Origin of the sequence: Nocardia transvalensis NBRC 15921 (genome assembly GCF_000308875.1) — a bacterium.
Taxonomy (GTDB): Bacteria; Actinomycetota; Actinomycetes; order Mycobacteriales; family Mycobacteriaceae; genus Nocardia; species Nocardia transvalensis.
This window is the reverse complement of record NZ_BAGL01000042.1, coordinates 146,291-168,916: the sequence shown is the minus strand read 5'-3', so window position 1 is coordinate 168,916 and position 22,626 is coordinate 146,291. Positions and strand designations below refer to the sequence as shown.

Below are 22,626 nucleotides of genomic sequence, written 5' to 3'. Positions count from 1 at the left end.
ATCCGCGGCTGCTCGGCTCCGGTCGCAGGCTACTACTTCTTGCTGAGGTCCCGGCGCGCGGCGACCTTCGACGACAGGCCGTGGATCTGCACGAATCCCTTGGCCAGCGACTGGTCGAAGGTGTCGCCCTCGTCGTAGGTGGCGAGGTTGAAGTCGTAGAGCGACTCCTCGCTGCGGCGTCCGTTGACGACGACGTTGCCGCCGTGCAGCACCATCCGGATCTGGCCGGACACGTGCTCCTGGGTGTCGCGCACGAACGCGTCCAGCGCGCGCTTCAGCGGCGAGAACCACAGGCCGTCGTACACCAGCTCGCCCCAGCGCTGCTCGACCTGCCGCTTGTACCGGCCCAGTTCGCGCTCGACGGTGACCGCCTCCAGTTCCTGGTGCGCGGCGATCAGCGCGATCGCGCCCGGGGCCTCGTAGATCTCGCGGCTCTTGATGCCGACGAGCCGGTCCTCGACCATGTCCAGGCGGCCCACGCCCTGACGGCCGGCCCGGGTGTTGAGTTCGGTGATGGCCTCGAGAACGCTGACCGGACGGCCGTCGATGGCGACCGGCACACCCTTGTCGAAGGTGACGATCAGCTCGTCGGGGGCCTCGAAGTTGACGGTCGGGTCCACGGTGTAGTCGTAGACGTCCTTGGTCGGGGCGTTCCACAGATCCTCGAGGAAGCCGGTCTCGACCGCGCGGCCCCACAGGTTCTGGTCGATGGAGAACGGCGACTTCTTGCTGACCGTGATGGGCAGGCTGTTCTCCTCGGCGAAGGCGATGGCCTTCTCGCGGGTCCAGGCGTAGTCGCGGACCGGGGCGATCACATTCAGGTCCGGGGCCAGCGCGCCGATGCCGACCTCGAAGCGGACCTGGTCGTTGCCCTTGCCGGTGCAGCCGTGCGCGACGGTGGAGGCGTTGTGGTACTCGGCGGCCTCGACCAGGTGCTTGACGATCAGCGGGCGGCTGATCGCCGAGACCAGCGGGTAGCGGCCCATGTACAGGGCGTTGGCCTGCACGGTCGGCAGGCAGTACTCGTCGGCGAACTCGTCGCGCGCGTCCACGACGATGGCCTCGACGGCGCCGCAGTCGATCGCTCGCTGCCGCACGACGTTCATATCCTCGCCGCCCTGGCCCAGGTCGATCGCGACCGCGACCACCTCGGCCCCGGTCTCCTTGCCGATCCAGCTGATGGCGACGGAGGTGTCCAGCCCGCCGGAGTAGGCGAGTACGACGCGATCGGCCATATCTGTTAGCTCCTCAGGTTTCGTGCGTATCCAAGTCCGGTGCCCGCTCCGCGAGCCGGGCGGCGCCAGGCCCCCTCCCCGGGACGGCACCCACCACGTACAAATGATTATGCACGACGATGCAAGCCCATTCATAACTGGGGGTATCGGGGAGCGCCGGCAGGGGTGGCAAGCATCCCTCGGGGGCCCGAGAGCAACCTCGGCACGCATGGGAAGACGACAGGGTGCCGAGAAAAGCGCGCGGGTGGGACACCCGGCGCGACACCCGGGCGAATCGGGACAAACCTGACTGAACCCCAAGGCGACCAAGGGATTACCGACATCCGGGGCTCCCGCCGTGCGACGCTGGATGGGCAGGTGACCGGTACGGCGGAAGGACAGGGCGGATGTATTCGACGTTTGCGGAGTACTTCGGCGTGCTCGGGCGGGATGTGCTGGGGATCGGGGAGGCCGTGCTGAGCTTCGTCGAGCACATCATCGGCATCGGCGGATCCGGGCCCGGCGGGCACGGGGGCGGCGGGGCATATCCGCCGGGGCAGTATCCGCTGGCCTAGGCGCCGTATCTTCCCGGCCCGGCTCAGGCCCAGTGCTCGATCTTCGCGGCGAGCTGGGCGCCCGTCAAGGGTTCGCGGGCGATGACGGCGATGGTGTCGTCGCCGGCGATGGTGCCGACGATCTCCGGCAGGGCCGCGCGGTCCAGGGCGCTGGCCAGGAAGTGCGCCGCGCCGGGCGGCGTGCGCAGCACGGCGATATTGCCGCTGTGGTCGGTGGAGACCAGCAGATCGCCGAGCAGTTTGGACAGGCGGTCGGTGCCGCCGGTGACGCCGCGGACCGGGCTGCCGTCCTCGGGGACCACGTAGATTCCCGCACCGCCGTCCGCGGCGCGCAGCTTCACCGCGCCCAGCTCGTCCAGGTCGCGCGACAGGGTGGCCTGCGTGGTCTCGATGCCCTCGGTGGCCAGCAGCGCGGCCAGCTCGGTCTGGCTTCGCACCGCGTGGGCGGACAGCAGTTCCACGATCCGCTGCTGGCGCCCGGCCCGGGTCCGTGCGACCAGCGGGCCGGGCTTGGTTCGCTCGCTCATCGCGCACCGCCGGCGCGCTTGGCCAGCAGCCAGACCAGTAGCGCCTTCTGCGCGTGCAGCCGGTTCTCCGCCTCGTCCCACACCACGCTGTGCGGGCCGTCGATCACCTCGTCGGTGATCTCCTCCCCGCGATGAGCCGGAAGGCAGTGCAGCACAACGGCATCCGCGGCGGCGTGGGACAGCAGCTCGCCGTTGAGCTGGAACGGGCGGAACGGGCCGACCCGGTCCAGGCCGTCGTTCTCCTGGCCCATCGACGTCCAGGCGTCGGTGACAACGGCGTCGGCGCCCGCGACCGCCGCGACCGGATCGCCCGAGACCGCGACCGTCGCCCCGGTCTCCGCGGCGCGCTTGCGGGCGGCCTCGAGGACCCAGTCGGCCGGTTCGAATCCGGCGGGCGCGGCGACGGTCACGTTCAGGCCCGCGGTCACGCCGCCCAGCAGCAGCGAGTGGGCCATATTGTTGGCGCCGTCGCCGAGGTAGGTGAGGGTGCGCCCGGCGAGGTCGCCCTTGTGCTCGGCCAGAGTGAGCAGATCGGCAAGCACCTGGCACGGGTGGAACTCGTTGGACAGCGCGTTCACCACGGGAACCGTGGCGGCGGAGGCCATCTCGTCCAGCCGCTCCTGTTCGAAGGTGCGCCAGACCACCGCGTCGACATAGCGCGACAGCACGCGGCCGGTGTCGGCCAGCGTCTCCTCCCGGCCCAGCTGCGTATCGCGGCCGTCCACCACGACCGCGTGGCCGCCGAGCTGCGCGATGCCGACCTCGAAGGAGAACCGCGTGCGGGTCGAGTTCTTCTCGAAGATCACCCCGACCCCGCGCGGCCCCTCCAGCGGCCGGTGCGCGAAGGGCGACTTCTTCAATTCCGCCGCCAGCGCGAGGATCTCGGCCTGCTCGGCGGGTGAGACGTCGTCGTCCCGCAGGAAATGGCGAATGCTCACTGCTCCCCCTCGGTCTGTGCGGTGTCCAGGATGCCCGGCAGGTCCGACAAGAAATTTTCGGCCTGAGCCTCGGTGAGGACCAAGGGTGGGGCCAGCCGGATGACGTCCGGCTTGGGCGGATTCACCAGGTAGCCCGCCGCCCGGGCGGATTCTTCCACCCGCGCCGAGACCGGTTGTGTCAGTTGGATTCCGATGAGCAGGCCCGCGCCGCGCACGTGATCCACCAGCGGATGGCCGAGGTCGGCGATGCCGTCGATCAGGGTCTTGCCGACCGCCTCGACATGGGCGAGCAGGCCGCTCTCGTCGATGGTGCGCAGCACCGCCAGCGCCGCCGCGGCACAGACCGGATTGCCGCCGAAGGTGGTGCCGTGCAGGCCCGGGGCGAGCAGCTCGGCCGCCGGGCCCTGCGCGAGTACCGCGCCGATCGGCAGCCCGCCGCCCAGCCCCTTGGCGAGGGTGATCACGTCGGGCACGATGCCCGCCGCGTGGTGCGCGTAGAACCGTCCGGTGCGGCCGATCCCGGTCTGCACCTCGTCGAGGATCAGCAGCGCGCCGTGGTCCGCGGTGATCGCGCGCGCCTTGGCGAGATAGTCCGGCGGCGGCACCACGACGCCGCTCTCCCCCATGATCGGTTCCAGGAAGACCGCGGCGGTGTCCTCGTCGACCGCGCGGGCCAGCGCGAGCGGATCCCCGTACGGGATGTGCACGACGCCCGGCGGCAGCGGTTCGAACGGCGTCCGCTTCGAGGGCTGGCCGGTCAGTGCGAGCGCGCCCATGGTGCGGCCGTGGAACGCCTCGTCGCACGCGATGATCTTGCGGCGCCCGGTCAGCCGCGCGATCTTGAACGCCGCCTCGTTGGCCTCGGTGCCGGAGTTGCAGAAGAACGCCCGCCCGCTGCCGTCGCCGAAGGGCGCCAGCAGCCGCTCGGCCAGTTCGATCACCGGTTCGCTGGCATACAGATTCGAGACGTGCCCGAGCGTGCCCAGCTGCTGGGTGACCGCGGCGAGGATCGCCGGATGCGCGTGCCCCAGGCTGTTGACCGCGATGCCGCCGAGGAAGTCGACGTAGCGCTTGCCGTCGGCGTCGTAGACCACCGCGCCCGCGCCGCGCTCCAGCGCCACCTTCGGGGTGCCGTAGTTGTTCATCAGCGCGGACGACCACCGCTGCTGTAAGTCCTTGGTGCTCATGGCGTTTCCGTTCCTACCGTGTCGTGCCCCGGCCCGCCGGGGGTCACCATCGTTCCGATACCTTCCCCGGTGAACAGCTCCAGCAGTACCGCGTGCGGGACGCGTCCGTCGATCACGTGCGCGGTCGGCACGCCGCCCAGGACGGCGCGCAGGCACGCCTCCATCTTCGGCACCATCCCGGCGTCCAGGCTCGGCAGCAGCGCGGTCAGCGCGGCCGTGTCGATGTGGGTGGTGAGCGACGAGCGGTCCGGCCAGTTCGTGTAGAGGCCCTCGACATCGGTGAGCACCACCAGTTTCTCGGCGCCGATCCCCTCGGCGAGCGCCGCGGCGGCGGTGTCGGCGTTGATGTTGTGCACCACGCCGTCGGCGTCGGGGGCGATGGTCGAGACCACCGGAATCCGGCCCGCCCGAATGAGATCCAGCACCGCGTCCGGGTCCACCGAGGTGACGTCGCCGACCAGCCCGATATCGGTGGCCACGCCCTCGACGGTGACGGTGCGGCGGGTCGCGGTGAACAGCCGCGCGTCCTCGCCGGAGATGCCGACCGCGTACGGGCCGTGCGCGTTGATCAGCCCGACCAGCTCGCGCCCGACCTGGCCGAACAGCACCATGCGCACGACCTCCATCACCTCGGGGGTGGTGACGCGGAAGCCGCCGCGGAATTCGCCCTGCAGGCCCAGTTTCTGGAGCATGGCGCTGATCTGCGGGCCGCCGCCGTGCACCACGACCGGATGCACCCCGACCGTGCGCAGGAACGCCATATCGGCCGCGAACGCCTCCTTGAGGTTGTCGTCGACCATGGCGTTGCCGCCGTACTTCACGACCACGATCTTGTCGCGGAACTTCTGCAGCCACGGCAGCGCGCCGGCCAGCACGTGCGCCTTGTCCAGCGCCGAGAGCTGCTGTGTCAGAGGCAGACTCATGAGCTGTACGCCGAATTCTCTTCGACGTACCCGTGCGACAGGTCGGTGGTGCGGATGGTGGCCTCGCCCTCGCCCATGCCGAGGTCGATCACCACGTGGATATCGGCCCCCGACAGGTCGACCTCGCGCGCGCCGGGCGCGCCCGTACCGTTCACGCACACCGGACGTCCGTTGAACGACACCGAGATCCGGTCCGCCTCCAGCGATATCGGCGCCATGCCGACGGCCGCCAGCACCCGGCCCCAGTTCGGGTCCGAGCCGAACAGCGCCGTCTTGACCAGCGAGTCGCGGGCGACGGTGCGGGCGCCCACGAGCGCCTCGTCCTCGTCGGCGGCGCCGGTCACGGTGACCAGGACGCGCTTGGTGACGCCCTCGGCGTCGGCCATGAGCTGCGCGGCCAGGTCGTCGCACACCGCCAGCACCGCGGCGTCGAGGTCCTCCTGGCTGGGGGTCACCGCGCTCGCGCCGTTGGCGAGCAGCAGCACGGTGTCGTTGGTGGAGCACGAGCCGTCGACGTCGAGCCGGTCGAAGGTGCGGCGGGTGGCGTTGCGCAGCGCGCGGTCCAGCTGTTCCGGGGTGGCGACCGCGTCGGTGGTGAGCACCACCAGCATGGTGGCCAGCGAGGGCGCCAGCATGCCCGCGCCCTTGGCCATCCCGCCGACGTTCCACTTGTCGGCGTGGTGGAAGGCCGTCTGCTTGGGCACGGTGTCGGTGGTCATGATGGCGTAGGCGGCGTCGGTGCCGCCGTTCAGCCCGCCGCCCATCTCGCGCACGATCTCGGTGACCGCGGGCAGCAGTTTCTCCATCGGGAGCCGGTCGCCGATGAGACCCGTCGAGCAGACGGCGATCTCGCCCGCGCCGGTGTCGGTTCCCCAGTTGCTCAACGCCTTCGCGAGTTCCTCGGCGGTGGCGTGGGTGTCCTGGAAGCCGCCCGGTCCGGTGCAGGCGTTGGCGCCGCCGGAGTTCAGGATCACCGCACGCAGGTGACCACCGGTCAGCACCTGCTGCGACCACAGCACCGGGGCCGCCTTGACCTTGTTGCTGGTGAATACGCCCGCCGCCGAGTATTCGGGGCCCTCGCTGAAAACCAGTGCGAGATCGGGATTTCCGCTGGCCTTGATACCGGCCGCGATCCCGGCGGCGCGGAAGCCGAGCGGCGCGGTCACGCCCTGGGTGCGGACCAGCTTTCCGCCGGCGATATCGGTCGATGTCACGGTGCCACTCCTACGGTGGAAAGTCCGGCGGTCTCGTCGAGACCGAGCGCCAGGTTCATCGATTGCACCGCGGCGCCCGCGGTGCCCTTGGTCAGATTGTCGATCGCGCCGATCACCACCAGCTGCCCGGCGTCGGCGTCCACGGCCACCTGGAGCGTGACCGCGTTGGAGCCGAGCACCGAACCGGTCTGGGGCAGCACGCCTTCCGGCAGCAGGTGCACGAAAGGCTCGTCGGCGTAGGCCTTCTCGTAGACCGCGCGGGCCTGTGCGGCGTCGACCCGGGTGGGTGCGGTGCAGGTGGCCAGGATGCCGCGCGGCATCGGCGCCAGCACCGGCGTGAAGGACACCGTCACGTCGGCGCCGCCGACCGCCTTCAGATTCTGGGCGATCTCCGGGGTGTGCCGGTGCGCACCGGCGATGTTGTAGGCGCGGACCGAGCCCATCACCTCGGACCCGAGCAGGCCCACGTCGAGTTTGCGGCCCGCGCCGGAGGTCCCGGTCACGGCGACGACGGTCACGGCCGGGTCGACGATGCCCGCGGCGACGGCCGGGGCCAGCGCGAGGGTGGACACCGTCGGGTAGCAGCCCGGTACGGCGATGCGGGTGGCGCCGCGCAGCGCGTCCCGGGCGCCGGGCAGTTCCGGCAGACCGTAGGGCCAGCTGCCCGCGTGCGGGGACTTGTAGTACTTCTCCCACGCCTCGGCGTCGGTGAGCCGGAAGTCGGCGCCGCAGTCGATGATCACGGTGGATTCGGGCAGTTCCCGCGCGATGGCCGCCGACTGGCCGTGCGGCAGCCCGAGGAACACCACGTCGTGCCCGGCCAGGACCTCGGGGGTGGTCTCCTGGAGGACGCGATCGGCCAGCGGCAGCAGCTGCGGCTGGAGCTGGCCGAGCGTGGTTCCGGCGTTGGATCCCGCGGTCAGCGCCCCGATCTCGAGGCGCCCCGATCGGTGCTCCGGATGCCCCAGCAGCAGGCGCAGGACCTCACCGCCCGCGTATCCGCTCGCACCAGCCACCGCGACCCGCAGCACGGGCCCACTCGAGGTATCCGCCATGTGATGATTATGCATGATTGTGCAAGCTCATTCACGGGCGGGGTTCACTCATCAGTTGATAAGCGCGCATATCAATACTACCCTCGGCCGCAGGCACCGAACGACGACCGGAGGCAACAGCTCATGTCCGTCATCACCACCCGGCCCGGCATTCTCACGCTGATCATCACCCTGCACGTCCGGCCCGAGAACTGTGATGCGCTTCTCGCCGAGATCGAACGCACCACAACGGATTTCATCGCACGGCAGCCCGGATTCCGCTCGGCCAACCTGCACCGCACGGAGGACTCCACGCGGCTGGTGAACTACGGCCAGTGGGAGAGCCGCGAACTGTACGACCGGGCCCGGAGCACCGAGGAGTTCCGGGCGTTCTCGGCCCGGGTGGCCGAACTCGCCGACCGCGTCGACCCCGTGCCGTGCGAGGTGGTCTTCACCGAGGAAGCCCGAACCCCTTCCGCCCCAACGGATCACGATCCGGACCCGGCGGCGGGGTAGAACGCGCCGGGGGTGATGCCCTAGAGTCCGACCCGTACAGCGCAGTGCGATGCCCGTCAGGGCGGGGGAGGATCTCGTGGCCGACCAGACGTTCCGCAATCCGTTGAATCCGGGCCCCGACCCCTTCCTGATATTCCACGAGGGCGACTACTACCTGTCCTCCAGCCAGAACGACTGCCTGCGCATCTGGAAGGCGCCGTCGCTGGCCGGGCTGACCGCCGCACAGCCGGTCACCGTCTGGCAGGACGGCGACCCGTCCCGCAATCAGGACATGTGGGCGCCGTCGTTCCACCTGATCGACGGGCACTGGTACTTCTATTACACGGCGGGCGACGGCACCGAGGAGGGCCACCGGCTCTACGTCCTGAAATCGCGGGGCGCCGATCCGCTCGGACCCTACGACTTCGCCGCCCAGCTCGGCGCGCCCGACGTCTGGGCCATCGACCCCGAACTGCTCCGCCTCGGTGACCGCCTCTACCTCACTTGGAGCGGCCCGGACAACCTGTTGCAGATCGCCCCCATGAGCGATCCGATCACGGTCTCCGGGCCCGCGGTCTATCTGGAGTCCCAGGGCGGCTGCGAGGAGGTGCGCGAGGCGCCCGCGATCCTCCAGCGGGACGGGACCACCTTCCTCGTCTATTCCACCTGCGACACCGGCAAACCCGACTACCAGCTGTGGATGCGCTCGCTCCCGGCCGGCGCCGATCCCCTGGACCCGGGCAGCTGGATCCAGCATCCCGCTGCGGTCTTCACCCGCGACGACGCGGCCGGGGTCTTCGGCCCGGGATCGAACGGCTTCTTCCGCAGCCCCGACGGCCGCGAGGACTGGATCGTCTACCACGGCAAGGAAACCGCCGATTACACCTACGACGGGCGCACCACGCGCGCCCAGAAGTACACCTGGAATCCCGACGGCACACCGAATTTCGGCACGCCGGCGGCCCTGTCCGCCGATATTCCGCTTCCGGCCGGCGATCCGGGCGTGGGCGTCGCGCCCGACCCCACCGCCGACGCCAGCCGCGTCTGAGAGCGTAGACCCGGCGATTCCCGGATGGCCGAAACTCGCCAGCCGGACGGATTGCCCGGGGTATGCGGAAACGTAACGCGCGCAACGGTAACGCCGATTGCCGCGGGCCGATTCACCTCATGACAGGGAACGCGGTCCTACGAGCCCTGCCGTAACCGGGGGTGTCCGCGGCGTTTGCCCGCAGCATCCGCACTGCTCTGCCAGGGAGAGTCCGTTGTTCCTACTACTCGTCGTCCTGATCGCCGCCGCCATCGCGCTGGGCATCCTCACGACCTGCCACATCGGCGGCGCACCGGCTCCGCGCCGGCGGTTCCGGTCCGCCCCGATCGTCATCGAGCCCGTCGCCCCCGAGCCGGTCGTCCGCCTGCGCACCTGCACCTACGACGGGACCGCCGCGGCGGCGCTCACGCCACGATCGCGAACAACGCCGCCGACACCGCGAAACTCACCACCGACAGGATCGTCTCCAGCACGGTCCACGTCTGCAACGTCTGTTTGACGGTCAGATTGAAGAATTTCGAGATGATCCAGAAGCCGCCGTCGTTCACGTGGCTGAGGACGATCGATCCCGCCGCGATCGCCATGGCTATCAGCGCGATCGCCATCTGCGAGTAGCCGTGGCCGCCGACCAGCGGCGCCACGATACCGCCGGTGGTCACGATGGCCACCGTGGCAGAGCCTTGAGCGATACGTAGGCCGCAGCTGATCAGGTAGGCCAGCACGATCACCGGCAGCCCGGCGTCGGACATGGTGTGCGCCAGCGCGTCACCGATGCCCGTCGCCGAGATCACCTTGCCGAAGAACGCGCCCGCGCCGACCACCAGCAGCAGCATGCCGACCGGCCGCAGCGAATCGGCGGTGATCTCGCTCAGTTCCCGCACGGTCGATCCGCGGCGCACGCCGAGGACGTAGAACGCGACCAGGACGGCGATCAGCAGCGCCACCGCGGGCGTGCCGAGAAATGTCAGCACCTGCAACGGTTTCGACCCCTTGTCGAGCAACTGGGTGCCGAAAGTCGCGCCGAGGATGAGTACCAGCGGGATGGCGATGATGACACCGATCAGCCCGGCCGACGGCGGTGACTTCTCCAGCGTCTCACCGGGTTCCGGGGCGGTGGTGGCGCCCGGCCCCGACCCCGTGCGCTCCGGCCGCACCAGGAATTCGTCGGGCACCTCGACCCGCACCCGGTTACCGATATACGTGCCCCACACGATGCCCGCGGCGACGAATCCCGGGAGGCCGCAGACCAGCCCCATCAGGATCAGCCAGCCCAGGCTGACGCCGAGCAGCCCGCCCAGCGCCACCGGTCCGGGATGCGGCGGCAGGAACGCATGGGTCATCGACAGTCCCGCGACCATCGGCATGGCGTACAGCACCAGCGAGCGGCCGCCGCGCTTGGCGGCCACGTAGATCAGCGGCGCCAGCACGAAGATGCCGATGTCGAAGAACACCGGGATCCCGAAGATGAGCCCGACCAGACCCATGGCGACGGGGGCGCCCTTGGGCCCGAACAGCGCCAGCAGCCGGGCGGTGAGAACGTCCGCGCCACCGGACCGTTCGAGGATCGCGCCCAGGACGGTGCCGAGCCCGATGATGACGGCGATATGCCCGAGGATGCTGCCGAAGCCCGTCTCCAGCAGGGAGTCACCGGATTTCAGCGCGGTGCCGACGATCTGCGACACCGGCAACCCGGCCGCCAGCGCCAGCAGTAGCCCGGTCAGCAGCAGGGCGATGAACGGTTCCAATTTGACCTTGATGATCGCGACCAGCAGGACGGCGATCGCGAGGCCGCAGAGCACCAGCAGCCCGGGCGTGGTGGTGCGGAGCCAGTCGACGGCGGCGCTCATGGACGGTACCTCACTTCATGGATCCAACGAAAAGCGTTGCCCGCTCGGCGATCTCGGACCACAGGCCCGCCTCGACCGCCGCGGGCGGGACGACATCGGTGCCGGCCGTGACGGCGACGGCGCCGTGCGCGAGAAATTCGGCGGCGTTCCCGGCGTGCACGCCGCCCGACGGGATGAGCGGCACGTTCGGAAACGGCCCGCGCAGATCCTTCAGGTAGCCGGGGCCGAGGGCGCGGGCGGGGAAGATCTTCACCGCGGCCGCGCCCAGGTCCAGTGCCCGCATGACCTCGCTGGGCGTGAACGCGCCCATGACGACCGGGATGTCGTGGCGGGCGGCCACCGCCGCGACCTCGGGCCGCAGCCCCGGGGTGACGAGGAAGCGGGCGCCGCTGCCGATGGCCTGTTCGGCCTGCTCCCCGGTCGTGACGGTCCCTGCCCCCACGACGGCCCGCTCCGAGGCCGACGCGGCGCGCAACGCGGCGGTCACGTCCGGAGTGGTGAAGGTCAGCTCCACCGCGCGAATTCCGGCTCCGGCCAACGTGTCCGCGAGGGCGAGCGGGTCGGGGATGCGCGGCGCGCGGACCACGGTGAGCGCGCGGTCGGCGCGGATCACGTCCAGGGCGGTGGTCAACGGGTCTCCTCGGTGTCGGATCTCATCGGGTCTCCCGGCGGCCGGGGTCCAGGCGCAGGGAGCGTCCGGCGCGGACGCCGGTCGGTACGCCGTCGTCGAGGGCGAAGCGGCCGTTCACGAGCACGTGCACGATGCCGCGCGCCGGCTGTTTCGGATCGTCGAAGGTCGCGGTATCCGCGATGGTCACCGGATCGAAGACCACGAGGTCGGCGGCGTAGCCCGGCCGGATCAGGCCGCGCTCGCGCAGCCGCAGCCGTTCGGCCGGGCGGCCGGTCAGATGGTTCACGCACTCCTCGAGCCCGAATACGCCGAGGTCGCGGGTGTAGTGGCCGAGGTAGCGCGGGAAGGTGCCCCAGGCGCGCGGATGCGGGCGGGCGCCGACCAGGAGCCCGTCACTGCCGCCCATGTGCCGGGGGTGGCGCATGATGGCGCGCACGTTCTCCTCGTGCCCGACGTGCTGGAGGATCGTGGTGGCCAGCTGGTCGCGGCGCAGCAGGTCGAAGAAGATGTCTTCCGGCGCAACGGCTTCGGCGACCGCGATCTCCGCCACCGTGCGGCCGACCCGGCCGGAGAGCGCGGGATTCGCGACTCCGTTGATCTGGATGGTCTCCCAGTCGGCGGTCACCCCGTGGCAGCCGTCGGAGCCGTGCACGGTGACATCCCGCGCGATGCGGGCCCGCTCCCCCTCGTCGGCCAGCCGCGTCAGCGCCGCCTCCGGGCCGCCCGACATGGACCAGCTGGGCAGCAGCGCCGACAGGGTCGTGCTGCCGGGAAGGTACGGGTAGGTGTCGAGGCTGATATCACAGCCGTCGGCGAGCGCGGCGTCGATCATCGCCAGCAGTTCCGGTGCGCGGCCGCGGTTCACGCCGAAGTTCATGGTGGCGTGGGTCAGGTGCAGCGCGCAGCCGGTCGTGCGGGCCAGGCCGATCATCTCGGCATAGGCCTCCAGGGCTCCCGCGCCGTAGGAGCGGGTGTGCGGGGCGTAGAAGCCGCCCGCGGCGGCGACCACCTCGCACAGCGCCGCCAGTTCGGCTGTGTCGGCGTACATTCCGGGCGTGTAGGTGAGCCCGCTGGACATGCCGACCGCACCCGCCGCCAGGCCCTCCGCCAGCAGGTCCCGCATCCGCGCGATCTCCGCGCCGGTCGCCGGGCGGCGGTCGGGACCGACGACCAGCAACCGCAACGTGCCCTGCGGCACCAGGTAGGCGGCATTGGGCGTGATGCCCCGGTCGAGGCGGTCGAGATACTCGCCGACCGTTCGCCAGGAGAAGTCGAGATCGGCGGGATTGCCGTTCCACCCGGCGATCTGGCGGCGCAGCAGGGCCAGCGCGGCGTCGTCCACGGGGGCGTAGGACAGCCCGTCCTGTCCGATCACCTCGGTGGTGACGCCCTGGGTCAGCTTCGGCAGATGATCGGGCTCGGTGAGCAGATGCAGGTCCGAATGCGCGTGCATATCGATGAAACCCGGTGCCAGCGCGAGGTTTTCACCCTCCACGACCCGGTCCGCCGTCGCGATCGCGCGCGGCGGGGCGATCTCGGCGATCCGCCCGGCGCGCACCAGCACATCGGCCCGGTACCGGCGGTCGCCGGTGCCGTCCACGACGTCGATGTCGCGAATCAACAACTCGCCCATGATGGTCCGCCGGATCAGAAGAAGGTGTGCAGGAGATCGACCACGCGCGGGCGGGCGGCAGCGGCGCTGTCGACCACCGGGATCAGCCGCCATTTGTCGAACGCCGTGCACGGATGCGACAGGCCGAGGCGCACCACGCTCCCGACGGGCACGTCGCCGCCGCCGGGCAGCCGGAGGAAGGCGTGCTGATCGTTGAGCGCCGAGACGTGCGCGCCCGGCGGCACGGCGCCGCCGTTCGCGAACCGTTGCGGTACCGGCAGCCCCTCATCGAACGGCAGGTCCCGCTTCCCGGCGTCCAGCAGCGCCAGCTCCGGCTCCGGCCGCGACACCGTGCGCGCCCAGCCGTGCATGGCCGCGCGCAGCGGTCGCTCGGCGCGGGGCGCGGTCAGCGGCGAGATCCCGGAATAGAAGCCGTCGTCGTGGATCAGATACGCGCCCGACCGCAGCACCACCGTGACCGGAACACCGTGCGCGCCTTGCTCGTCGGCCAGGCCCGCCAGCCGTTCCACGACCAGGTCCGGATAGGCGCTGCCGCCCGCGGTGATCAGGGCGGACCGCTCGTAGCGGCCGGCGAGCGCGCGGTGCAGTCGGGCGAGGTCGTCGAGATAGCCGCGCACCGCCGCGACGGCGTCGGGGGTGCGGTCGTGCGCGAGCGCGCCCTCGTAGCCGCCGACCCCGGCCAGTTCCAGCCGGTCCGACCGCAGCACCGCCTCGGCGACCGCCAGCGCCGCGTCGACGCCGCGGGCTCCGGTGCGTCCGTGCGGGCCGCCCAGCTCGATCAGGACGGGCAGGCGGGCGCCCTCGGGAAGGTGGCGGTCCATCTGCGCGACGGTGTCCACGCCGTCCGCCCAGCACACGAACTCGAAGTCCGGGTCGCGGGCCGATTCCGCTGCCACCCAGCGCAATCCGGCCGGATCGACCAGGGCGTTGGCGAGCAGGATGCGGCGCACCCCGAACGAGCGCGCGACCTGCGCCTGCCAGGCCGTGGCCAGCGTGATGCCCCAGGCGCCGGCGGCCAGCTGTTCGGCCCACAGCTGCGGGGACATGGTGGTCTTGCCGTGCGGGGCCAGCCGCACGCCCGCGGTCGCGGCCCAGCGGGCCATCACCTCGCGGTTGACGTCGAGCGCGGCCCGCTCCACGGTCAGCACGGGCGTCTCGAGGTCGTCCAGATGCGGTGCGGTGGCGAGGAATTCGCGCACCGTGCGACCCCACGCGGCCGGTGGCAGGGATTTGTGTTCGGGCCCCAGCACGCGATCGTGCAGCGCCGCGACGGCCGCGGTATCGATGCCCTCGGCACGCGATCGCACCGCGGCATCGCCATCAGTGGCCCGCTGCCGCACGTCCGGGCCGCCCCCGATATCGATACCCCCGCCGCTGTCCCTCACCACGACGCTCCTTTTCCCTTCGCCGCCATACACTTCCCACATTGCGTAATTTGCAACGCACGTTGCGTATAACGTTTTCGGTGGTTAGTCTGCACGAAGTGTCCGATACCCGCAAGCGTTCGAAGGAGATCGGTGTGAACCGGCCCACGCCGGCCCGCCCGCGGGCTGTCACCGTCGGCGAGGGGCTCGCCGTCCTCGTCGCGTGCCCGGGTCCGCTCGAGGACTCCCCCGCGTTCGAGCGCTCCGCCGGGGGCGCCGAGGCCAATGTCGCCACGGTGCTCACCCAGCTCGGCGTCGGCACCGCGTGGATCTCCCGGGTCGGCGACGACGGATTCGGCCGGTACCTGGTGCGGCACCTGGCCGAGCGCGGCGTGCACACCGCCTCCGTCTACACCGATCCCGCGCGGCCCACCGGCCTCTACGTGAAGGAGCGCGGCGGCGGCTCGGACCGTACCGCCGACCTGCCCGCAGGGGCGAGCCGGATGCTGTACTACCGCACCGGATCCGCCGCCAGCGCCCTGTCTCCGGCCGATCTGGACGCCGCCGCCGACTTGATCGAGCGCTGCGAGCTGATCCATTTCACCGGCGTCACCACCGCTCTGTCGGCGACGGCCACCGAACTAGGCGACCGGCTCGTCGCGCTGCCGCGACGGGGGCGGCTGGTGAGCTTCGACCTGAATTACCGTCCGGCACTGTGGATCCGGCGCACCGAATCGGCGGGTGAGATCCTCGCGCGGCAGGTGCGCGGCAGCGATGTGGCCTTCCTCGGCGCCGACGAGGCCGAAGAGGTGTTCGGCACCGGCGATCCGGCCCGGCTGCGCGCGTTGTTCCCGCAGCCGCGGCATCTGGTCGTGAAGAACAGCGGGCATTCGGTCACCGGATTTCTCGGCGCCGAGTATCTCGACGTGCCCGCGCTGAGTCTGGAGGTGACCGAGGCCATCGGCGCCGGGGACGCCTTCGCCGGCGGCTACCTGGCCGCGCTGCTCCAGGGCCGCCCGCACGACCAGCTGCTGCGATTCGGGCACCTGTGCGCGGCGGCCGCCCTCACCGGCACCGGCGACATCGCCGAGCTGCCGCCCCTGAGCCGTCTCGAAACATACGCCGCCGCAACGCCTTCCGACTGGTCGGAGATGCGTTTCCCGGCGGCCGTCCGGGAGAATGTGGCCTCATGAGCCAGAGCCTGCAGCGCGCCCTGACCATCCTCACCGAACTCGGCGAGGACCAGCGGACCCTGGACCAGCTGGCGTCCCGGCTGGGCGTGCACAAATCGACGGTGCTGCGCCTGTTGCAGACCATGGAGGCCGAACGCTTCGTCACCCACGACGCGGAGCACCGATATTCGCTGGGCACACGGCTTTTCGAGCTGGCGAACCGGTCGCTGGAGCGCCGCGACGTGCGCACGGTGGCCCGCCGCCACCTGGAGAAGCTCAACGCCGACACCGGCCAGACCGTGCACCTGGCCACCTACGAATCCGGCGAGGCCGTCTACATCGACAAGCTGGACGCCACCCAGAGCGTGCGGATGTATTCGCGGGTGGGCCGCCCGGCGCCGCTGCACTGCACGGCGGTCGGCAAGATCCTGGTCTCGGCGCTGCCCCGCGCGCGGTGGCGGGAGGTGGCCGAGCGGCTGGACTACCACCGGTTCACCGACCGCACCATCCGCACGCCCGAGCGTTATCTGTCCGAACTGGAAACCGTTGCCGCCCAGGGCTTCGCCGAGGACCACGAGGAGCACGAGAGCTTCGTCAACTGCGTCGCCGCCGGCATCCGCAACGGCACCGGCACGGTGGTCGCCGCGGTCTCGGTCTCGGTGCCCGACATGCTGCTCGACCACAGTCAGGTCCTCGGCCTGCTGCCGCGCGTCCGCGCGGCGGCCGACGCCGTCTCCGACGAGCTCGGCTGGAGCCCGAGCCCCGATCCCCGAAAGGCCCTCCATGAGTGAGAAGATCGCCGTCCGCACCACCGCCGCCCCCGCGCCCGCGCACACCTTCTCCCAGGGCGTCCGCAAGGGCCCGTTCGTCCAGGTCTCCGGTCAGGGCCCGGTGGACCCGGCCACCGGCGAATACCTCCACCCGGGCGACGTCGCGGCCCAGACGACCCGGACCCTGGAGAACGTCGCGGCCATCGTCGAGGCGAGCGGCGCCACCTTCGACGACGTCACCATGCTGCGCGTCTATCTCACCGAGCGCGAGGACTTCGCCGCCATGAACGAGGCCTACGGCAAGTTCGTGGAGGCCCGCACCACCGGCGAGGTACTGCCCTGCCGCACCACGGTTTTCACCGGCCTGCCCCGGGAGGAGATGCTGGTGGAGATCGACGCGATCGCGATCGTCACGGACTGACGTCAGGCGTCGGCCAGGATCCCCAGCACCTGCTCGGACGTGTAGAACGGCTCCAGCCGTTCGCGGATCAGCTTGGCCAGCACGCCGTTTCGCTTGGCGGCCTCGATGACGGCGGGGCCGTAGGCGAGGATCTCCTCGGCGATATCGTCCGGGGTGATGTTGAGTTCGGGCAGGAGGCCGGCCAGGGTGTAGTCGCCGTACTTCTCGAAGAAGACGTCGACGGCCTCGTCCAGCAGCAGGCCCACGTATTCCTTGTTGCGCGTGGTGATCACGATGCGGTGCACGACGAGCACGATCTCGCGCAGGTCGGCCTGGGTGAGGTAGTCGCGGAGGCCGCTCACGGGCTCGCCCGCGTGCACATCCCAGAATTCCATCGCGGCGCCGTGCACGGGCGCGTCGCGCAGCGTCTCGCGGATGGCGTTGGTCACCCGCTTCAGCGCGTAGAGCGTGCCCCGCTCGGCCAGCGCGCCGACCCGGCTCCCCTCGGCGGCCTTGCGCGCCGATTTCACCGCGGACTGGCCGATCGACATCAGCGAGTTCACGCCCGGCACCTTGCCGGCGATCTTCTTGTTCGCCTCGAGGATGTCGTCGATCAGCATGTCGGTGAACTTCGCGGCCACGGGCCCCGCCGTGGGCGCCTCGCTCAGCCGATCCAGCAGCCGCTCGTGGGCGCCGTGCATGCCGAGGATCTTCTCCAGCAGCGCCTCCACCGGCTCGCGCTCGACCACGTCACCCAGCGTGTAGTCGTCGTTGGCGGCGATGTGGTCGTAGAACGCGTCGGACAGCACCCCGACCAGGTCCCGCGCGATCGGGCTGTCGCCGCGGTCGACAATTGTGCGGACGGTGCGCTTGGCCTCATCGGGCTTCACCACGTCCCGGAAGACGACGGTGTCGGCGACGCCGATCACCGACTCCACGTCGCGGGCGACGACCTCGGCGAAGCGGTCGCCGGACACCTCCCCGATGATGAAGTCCACCTGCGCGTCGAGCAGCCGTTCGGCGATCGCCCGCGGTTCCGTCATCGCATCCACCCTCTATCCGTTCCTGAGTCGGCCGATCACCCGGATTCGTTGCCGCGCATCGATTCCCGGATCCGGTCGAGACGTTCCCGCGCGGCCTTGTCCCGCGCCTCCCAGTGTTCTTCGACGCTGCGGCCCGCGGGTGTCTGCCGATCGAGTTCGCTCATCCCCTCCGCGGTTCCGAAGCGCTGCTCGACCTTATCCCGAACTGACTCGAAAGTAGGGACACCGGATTCGGAGTATCCGCCGACGCCCGAAATACCCGTGGGTGGTACAGGTATTCCAGCACTCGGCACGACCTGCCCGAATGTCTCAGACACATGCGGACCAACCGGATCGTTGGTGGTGGACGTCACAGCCGCGTCCGGCGCCGCATGACCGGCTCCGGCCGCCAGCTCGGCCGCGACCACATGCAGCCGGTCGAGCCCCGGGCGGCCGGTGGTCGCGGCCACCACCACCGCCAGCAGCTCCTCGTCCGGCAGGGCCGCCAGCAGCGCCGCGAAATCACTGGTATCCGACATGGGACCAGGCTACGGTGGCCGCAGGCGCCGCGTCCTCCTATTCCCCCGCGCCTCTCTATTCCCCGCGCCCTTCCATTCCCCCGCGCCCTTCTATTCCCCCGCGCCCCTTCTATTCCCCCGCACTCCTCTATTCCCCCGCGGCAGCGGGGGCGTGCGCGAGCACGTTCCGGGCCCAACCGGCCACATCCCGGCTCCACCCCGGAATCATGATCAGGTCGTTGTGGCGGCCGCCCGGGTAGATCTTGAGGGATTTGGGTTCGGCGGCGGCGGCGTGCAGGGCGCGGCCCATCTCGACCGGCAGGAGTTCGTCGTCGTCGCCGTGCATGATCAGGGTGGGGGTGCGCAGCGCGCCGATCCGGCTCAGGCTCGGAAACGCGTTCGGGACAAGGGATTTCGGGAGGTACGGGTAGATCGCCTTGGCGGCGTCGCGCAGACCGGTGAAGGTGGACATGAGGATCAGGCCCGCGGGCGGGAACTCCCCCGCCAGCTCGATCATGACGCCGCCGCCGAGCGACTTGCCCAGGTAGAAGACCTTGTCGGGGTCGACGCCGGGGCGCTCCAGCAGCGCGGTGCGGGCGGCGCGGGCGTCCAGGTACAGGCCGTGCTCGGCCGGATGCCCCTCGCTGCGGCCGTAGCCGCGGTAGTCGAAGACCAGCACGTCGAATCCGGCCGCCGCCAGCAGCGCCAGCACCGGCGACCGGTCCCCGATATTGCCCGCGTTGCCGTGCGCGAACAGCACGTGCCCGAACGGCTCCTCCGCCCGCACGAACCACCCGTTCACCCTCACCCCGTCCGCGGCGGTGAAGTAGAGGTCCTCGTACCGCAGGCCCAGCCGCTCCGGCGTCACCGTGATCCGGCGCTCGGGAAAGTACGTCAGCGCGTTGAGTACGGGTGTGGCCGGGTGTCGCATAGTCCCTTCATACCTCGAGCGCGTAAATCCGGCCCGGATCTACCGGCCCGCGAGGCCCGCGGTGGCGATCCCGCGCACGAACGCCTTGTTGACGAAGGCGTACACGATCAGCATCGGCGCCAGCATCATCAGCGAGGCGGCCATGAACACCGGCCAGTGCGCGGTGTACTGGCCCTGCATCCACACCAGCCCGAGGTTCAGGGTGGCGATGCTGTTGCGCTGCAACATGATCAGCGGCCACAGGAAGTCGTTCCACACGGTCACCCAGGTGAGCACCGCGAGGACCAGGACCGCGGGTTTGGTGTGCGGCAGCAGAACCCGCCAGTAGGTCTGCCAGATACTGCACCCGTCGAGGATCGCCGCCTCCTCCAATTCGACGGGGAGCGTGAGGAAGAACTGCCGCATCAGGTAGGTGCCGAACGCGCTGCCGAACAGCCCGGGCACGATCATCGACAGCGGGCTGTCCACCCAGCCGAAGGTGCGCATGAGGATGAACTGCGGAATCACGGTCACCGTGAGCGGCACCATCAGCGTCCCCAGGTACGCCAGGAACACCACGTCACGGCCCTTGAACGGCAGGCGCGCGAACGCGTATCCCGCCAGCGAGCAGAAGAAGACCTGCCCGGCGGTCACGCACCCCGCGTAGAGAACCGTATTGAGGAACATGCGCCCGAACGGCACGTATTCGAACACCGAGAGATAGTTCGACCACTGCGGCTCGGACGGGATCAGCGCCGATCCGGCGACCTCGCCCTGTTTCTTCAGCGACCCCGACAGCGCCCACAGGATGGGCAGCAGCGCGCACCAGGCCATGACGGCCAGGGCGAGGTAGATCAGCAGTCCGCGCGCCGTGCGGCGGACGATCACCCGCCGGGTGCGGGCGTCCCGGGTCGCCATCACGCCTCCCCCGTATCGTCGCGCCCGAGCCGCAGTTGCAGATAGGTCAGCGCGAGCAGGATCGCGAAGACCACCCACGCCAGCGCGCACGCGTAGCCGAGATCGTTGAACGCGAAGGCGTTCTGGAACAACATGATTCCGACGAGGAAGGTCCCGGTCTCCGGTCCGCCGCCACCGCCGGTGAGCACATACGCCTGGTCGAAGGCCTGGAACGAGTTGATGATCGAGATGACGAAGACGAAACCCAGCGCCGGCCGGATCAGCGGCAGCGTCACCGACCAGAACCGCCGCAGCCCGCCCGCGCCGTCGATGCGCGCCGCCTCGTGCAGATCCTCCGGCACGCCCTGCATCGCGGCCAGCAGGACCGCCGCCGCGAACGGCACGCTCTTCCAGATGCTGACCAGGCACAGCGACACCAGCGACCACGCCGGCTCGACCAGCCAGGGCACCGGCCCGATCCCGAACCAGCCCAGCACCGTGTTGAACAGCCCGCCCTCGGTGTTGAACATGAAGCCCCACACGATGGTGATGGCCGCGGTCGAGGCCACCAGCGGTAGGAACAGCACGCTGCGGAAGAATCCGATGCCCCTGACCTTCGCGTTCAGCCCCGCGGCGACGGCCAGGCTGATCACCAGCGTCGGCGCCAGCGTGGCGATCGTGAAGACGGCCGTATTGGCCAGCGCGATATAGAACAGCCGGTCGCCGGTGAACAGCCGCCGGTAGTTCTCCAGCCCGACGTATCGCGGCGCGTCGAACATATTCCAGTGGTGGAAGCTGAGATACAGCGAGAACGCCAGCGGGAACAGCAGGAATACGAGCACCCCGACGAGATTCGGCACGATGAACGCCCGCCCGGCCGCCGCGCGGCGACGGGTGAGCGCGGAGACGCGACCGCCGGTACTCATACCGACCCCGCGAGCAGCCGGTTCAGCTCGTCGACCAAGCCGTCCTGGAACCACGTCGCCGGGGCCGCGCCGCGCAGGACACGATCGCAGGCGCGCCGGTAGGCGGCGTCGACCTGCGGCCAGCGGGGACTCACCGGCACGTGGTGGGAGTTGACCGGCCCGCCGGTCAGCACCTCGAGATTGCGAATCCTGGTGTGCGCCTTCACGAATTCGGGCGATTCCAACGCCGATCGCAGCGCGGGCACGAACAGTCCCGACCCGGCCACGGCCCGCTGCCCCTCCGGCCCGGTGGCGAATTTGACGAACTCCCAGGCCAGATCCTTCTTGGGGCTGGCGGCGGAGATGGCGAGCCCGGTGGTGCCGATATCGGACTTGGCGGCCTGGCCGTGCGGCCCGCGCGGCAGCACCGTCACGTCGAAGTCCAGATCGTCGGCGGCGGCGAACGCGCTGTACTGCCAGTGCCCGGTCATCACCATGCCGGCCTTGCCCTGGGTGAACAGGTCCAGCGCCGACATCGAGGCCGAGACCGACTGCAGATCCGCCGACAGCGGCGCGACCCGGTGCCGCACCGCGAGATCCGCGTAGAACTGGAAACCCTCGACGAACCGGTCGTCGAGGCTCGCCCGCTGCGGGTCGATCGCCGGGGTGAACCATTCGCCGCCGTTGTTCATGCCGAACAGCGACGCCGACCACCACGGCACCGGCCACGCGTCGATGAAGCCCCAGCGGGTGGTCTTGCCGGACGCGTCACGCTTGGTCAATGCCTGTGCGGCGGTGAGGAACTCGTCGAAGGTCCAGGCGTCCTCCCAGCGCGTGGGCGGCGGCGGGAGCCCGGCCTCGTCGAACAGCTTCCGGTTGTAGTAGACGAATACTCCGGCCCACTGCTCCGGCAGCGCGTACTGACCGCCCTTGAACCGGAACGTCTCCGACAGCTGCGGAATGGCGTCGTCGCGCAGCCGGGCGGCGTAGGCCGGGTCGCGGTCCAGCATGACGTTGAGGTCCTGGAGCACGCCGAGTTCGGCGAATCGCGAATACGACTCCCACTGCATCAGCACATCCGGGCATTTGCCGCCCGCGCAGTAGGTGAGGATCTGCTGCTGCGGGTCGATGCCCGACATCTGCACGCGGATCGGGATATCCGGCCGGACCTTCGCGAAGGCGTCGATGATCTGCCGCCGCACCTTCGCTTCCTCGGGCGCGGCCTGGAAGAAGAACGTCAGCCCGTCGGAGTCGTCGGAGCAGCCGCTCAGCGCGGGCACCGTGGCCGCCGCGCCCGCCACCGCCGCACCTCGCAGCAGTGTGCGCCGGCTCAGCATCGCCACCTCCGTCCGTGCCCTCGAAACCCCTTGAGATCAAACGCCACTCACGGTAACCGAAGGTG

23 protein-coding genes are annotated in these 22,626 nt (G+C 70.3%); 6 read left to right on the top strand and 17 right to left on the bottom strand.

Annotation, left to right across the window (positions count from 1 at the left end; genetic code table 11):
* Positions 1 to 32: 32 nt before the first annotated feature.
* On the bottom strand, positions 33 to 1,235 hold the full coding sequence (locus tag ON41_RS13245; RefSeq protein ID WP_040747870.1) for an argininosuccinate synthase: 1,203 nt from the start codon (positions 1,233 to 1,235) through the stop codon (positions 33 to 35).
* Between the two features lie 386 nt (positions 1,236 to 1,621).
* Here ON41_RS13245 and ON41_RS41535 point away from each other — a divergent pair, with 386 nt between their 5' ends.
* Positions 1,622 to 1,789, top strand: coding sequence for a hypothetical protein (locus ON41_RS41535; RefSeq protein WP_157185451.1), 168 nt, complete (start codon positions 1,622 to 1,624; stop codon positions 1,787 to 1,789).
* A 23-nt stretch (positions 1,790 to 1,812) separates the two neighbouring features.
* Here the strand turns inward: ON41_RS41535 and ON41_RS13240 are convergent, their stop codons facing one another.
* The 6 genes from ON41_RS13240 to argC are packed head-to-tail and all read right to left on the bottom strand — an operon-like array spanning position 1,813 to position 7,633.
* The gene (locus ON41_RS13240) at positions 1,813 to 2,316 is read right to left on the bottom strand and encodes an arginine repressor (protein WP_040747869.1); all 504 of its coding nucleotides are present in this window, start codon (positions 2,314 to 2,316) and stop codon (positions 1,813 to 1,815) included.
* Positions 2,313 to 3,254 (bottom strand): ornithine carbamoyltransferase, encoded by a 942-nt coding sequence (gene argF / locus ON41_RS13235; RefSeq protein WP_040747868.1) that lies wholly within the window; start codon positions 3,252 to 3,254, stop codon positions 2,313 to 2,315. The genes ON41_RS13240 and argF overlap by 4 nt, the downstream gene beginning before the upstream one ends.
* Positions 3,251 to 4,441, bottom strand: coding sequence for an acetylornithine transaminase (locus tag ON41_RS13230; protein ID WP_040747867.1), 1,191 nt, complete (start codon positions 4,439 to 4,441; stop codon positions 3,251 to 3,253). The genes argF and ON41_RS13230 overlap by 4 nt, the downstream gene beginning before the upstream one ends.
* Positions 4,438 to 5,364, bottom strand: a complete 927-nt coding sequence (gene argB, locus ON41_RS13225) for an acetylglutamate kinase (RefSeq protein ID WP_040747866.1) — start codon at positions 5,362 to 5,364, stop codon at positions 4,438 to 4,440. The genes ON41_RS13230 and argB overlap by 4 nt, the downstream gene beginning before the upstream one ends.
* Positions 5,361 to 6,578: a bifunctional glutamate N-acetyltransferase/amino-acid acetyltransferase ArgJ gene (argJ, locus tag ON41_RS13220; protein ID WP_040747865.1), complete on the bottom strand. Its 1,218-nt coding sequence runs from the start codon at positions 6,576 to 6,578 to the stop codon at positions 5,361 to 5,363. Before argJ ends, argB begins: the two co-directional genes overlap by 4 nt.
* A complete protein-coding gene (gene argC / locus ON41_RS13215; RefSeq protein WP_040747864.1) occupies positions 6,575 to 7,633 on the bottom strand; it encodes an N-acetyl-gamma-glutamyl-phosphate reductase in 1,059 nt (352 codons plus the stop codon). Before argC ends, argJ begins: the two co-directional genes overlap by 4 nt.
* A gap of 123 nt (positions 7,634 to 7,756) precedes the next feature.
* Here argC and ON41_RS41530 point away from each other — a divergent pair, with 123 nt between their 5' ends.
* Both ON41_RS41530 and ON41_RS13205 read left to right on the top strand, forming a co-directional pair.
* Positions 7,757 to 8,128, top strand: a complete 372-nt coding sequence (locus ON41_RS41530; RefSeq protein WP_051161354.1) for an antibiotic biosynthesis monooxygenase family protein — start codon at positions 7,757 to 7,759, stop codon at positions 8,126 to 8,128.
* A 49-nt stretch (positions 8,129 to 8,177) separates the two neighbouring features.
* A complete protein-coding gene (locus ON41_RS13205) occupies positions 8,178 to 9,155 on the top strand; it encodes a glycoside hydrolase family 43 protein (RefSeq protein ID WP_051161352.1) in 978 nt (325 codons plus the stop codon).
* Positions 9,156 to 9,559: 404 nt separating this feature from the next.
* Here ON41_RS13205 and ON41_RS13200 read toward each other — a convergent pair whose 3' ends face one another.
* Genes ON41_RS13200 through ON41_RS13185 form a run of 4 tightly spaced genes read right to left on the bottom strand, consistent with a single transcriptional unit; the run spans position 9,560 to position 14,552 of the window.
* Entirely contained in the window at positions 9,560 to 11,002 is a 1,443-nt protein-coding gene (locus ON41_RS13200; protein ID WP_040747863.1) for a GntP family permease, read from the bottom strand.
* 10 nt (positions 11,003 to 11,012) lie between these two features.
* Entirely contained in the window at positions 11,013 to 11,633 is a 621-nt protein-coding gene (locus ON41_RS13195; RefSeq protein ID WP_040747862.1) for a bifunctional 4-hydroxy-2-oxoglutarate aldolase/2-dehydro-3-deoxy-phosphogluconate aldolase, read from the bottom strand.
* A 22-nt stretch (positions 11,634 to 11,655) separates the two neighbouring features.
* A complete protein-coding gene (locus ON41_RS13190) occupies positions 11,656 to 13,266 on the bottom strand; it encodes an N-acyl-D-amino-acid deacylase family protein (protein ID WP_040747861.1) in 1,611 nt (536 codons plus the stop codon).
* 14 nt (positions 13,267 to 13,280) lie between these two features.
* Complete coding sequence (locus ON41_RS13185) at positions 13,281 to 14,552, bottom strand: type III PLP-dependent enzyme domain-containing protein (protein ID WP_040747924.1); 1,272 nt, start codon at positions 14,550 to 14,552, stop codon at positions 13,281 to 13,283.
* Positions 14,553 to 14,785: 233 nt separating this feature from the next.
* Here ON41_RS13185 and ON41_RS13180 point away from each other — a divergent pair, with 233 nt between their 5' ends.
* The 3 genes from ON41_RS13180 to ON41_RS13170 are packed head-to-tail and all read left to right on the top strand — an operon-like array spanning position 14,786 to position 16,993.
* Complete coding sequence (locus tag ON41_RS13180) at positions 14,786 to 15,823, top strand: sugar kinase (RefSeq protein WP_040747923.1); 1,038 nt, start codon at positions 14,786 to 14,788, stop codon at positions 15,821 to 15,823.
* A complete protein-coding gene (locus tag ON41_RS13175; protein ID WP_040747860.1) occupies positions 15,820 to 16,593 on the top strand; it encodes an IclR family transcriptional regulator in 774 nt (257 codons plus the stop codon). Before ON41_RS13180 ends, ON41_RS13175 begins: the two co-directional genes overlap by 4 nt.
* Positions 16,586 to 16,993, top strand: coding sequence for a RidA family protein (locus tag ON41_RS13170; RefSeq protein ID WP_040747859.1), 408 nt, complete (start codon positions 16,586 to 16,588; stop codon positions 16,991 to 16,993). Before ON41_RS13175 ends, ON41_RS13170 begins: the two co-directional genes overlap by 8 nt.
* Before the next feature lie 2 nt (positions 16,994 to 16,995).
* Here the strand turns inward: ON41_RS13170 and ON41_RS13165 are convergent, their stop codons facing one another.
* The 6 genes from ON41_RS13165 to ON41_RS13140 form a co-directional block, all read right to left on the bottom strand.
* On the bottom strand, positions 16,996 to 18,015 hold the full coding sequence (locus ON41_RS13165; RefSeq protein ID WP_040747858.1) for a hypothetical protein: 1,020 nt from the start codon (positions 18,013 to 18,015) through the stop codon (positions 16,996 to 16,998).
* Positions 18,016 to 18,050: 35 nt separating this feature from the next.
* The gene (locus tag ON41_RS41055) at positions 18,051 to 18,533 is read right to left on the bottom strand and encodes a PspA/IM30 family protein (RefSeq protein WP_040747857.1); all 483 of its coding nucleotides are present in this window, start codon (positions 18,531 to 18,533) and stop codon (positions 18,051 to 18,053) included.
* Between the two features lie 127 nt (positions 18,534 to 18,660).
* Positions 18,661 to 19,443, bottom strand: coding sequence for an alpha/beta hydrolase (locus tag ON41_RS13155; RefSeq protein ID WP_040747856.1), 783 nt, complete (start codon positions 19,441 to 19,443; stop codon positions 18,661 to 18,663).
* Between the two features lie 39 nt (positions 19,444 to 19,482).
* On the bottom strand, positions 19,483 to 20,340 hold the full coding sequence (locus tag ON41_RS13150) for a carbohydrate ABC transporter permease (protein ID WP_040747855.1): 858 nt from the start codon (positions 20,338 to 20,340) through the stop codon (positions 19,483 to 19,485).
* The gene (locus ON41_RS13145) at positions 20,340 to 21,245 is read right to left on the bottom strand and encodes a carbohydrate ABC transporter permease (RefSeq protein WP_040747854.1); all 906 of its coding nucleotides are present in this window, start codon (positions 21,243 to 21,245) and stop codon (positions 20,340 to 20,342) included. The genes ON41_RS13150 and ON41_RS13145 overlap by 1 nt, the downstream gene beginning before the upstream one ends.
* Complete coding sequence (locus ON41_RS13140) at positions 21,242 to 22,561, bottom strand: ABC transporter substrate-binding protein (RefSeq protein ID WP_040747922.1); 1,320 nt, start codon at positions 22,559 to 22,561, stop codon at positions 21,242 to 21,244. The genes ON41_RS13145 and ON41_RS13140 overlap by 4 nt, the downstream gene beginning before the upstream one ends.
* Between the last annotated feature and the right edge of the window lie 65 nt (positions 22,562 to 22,626).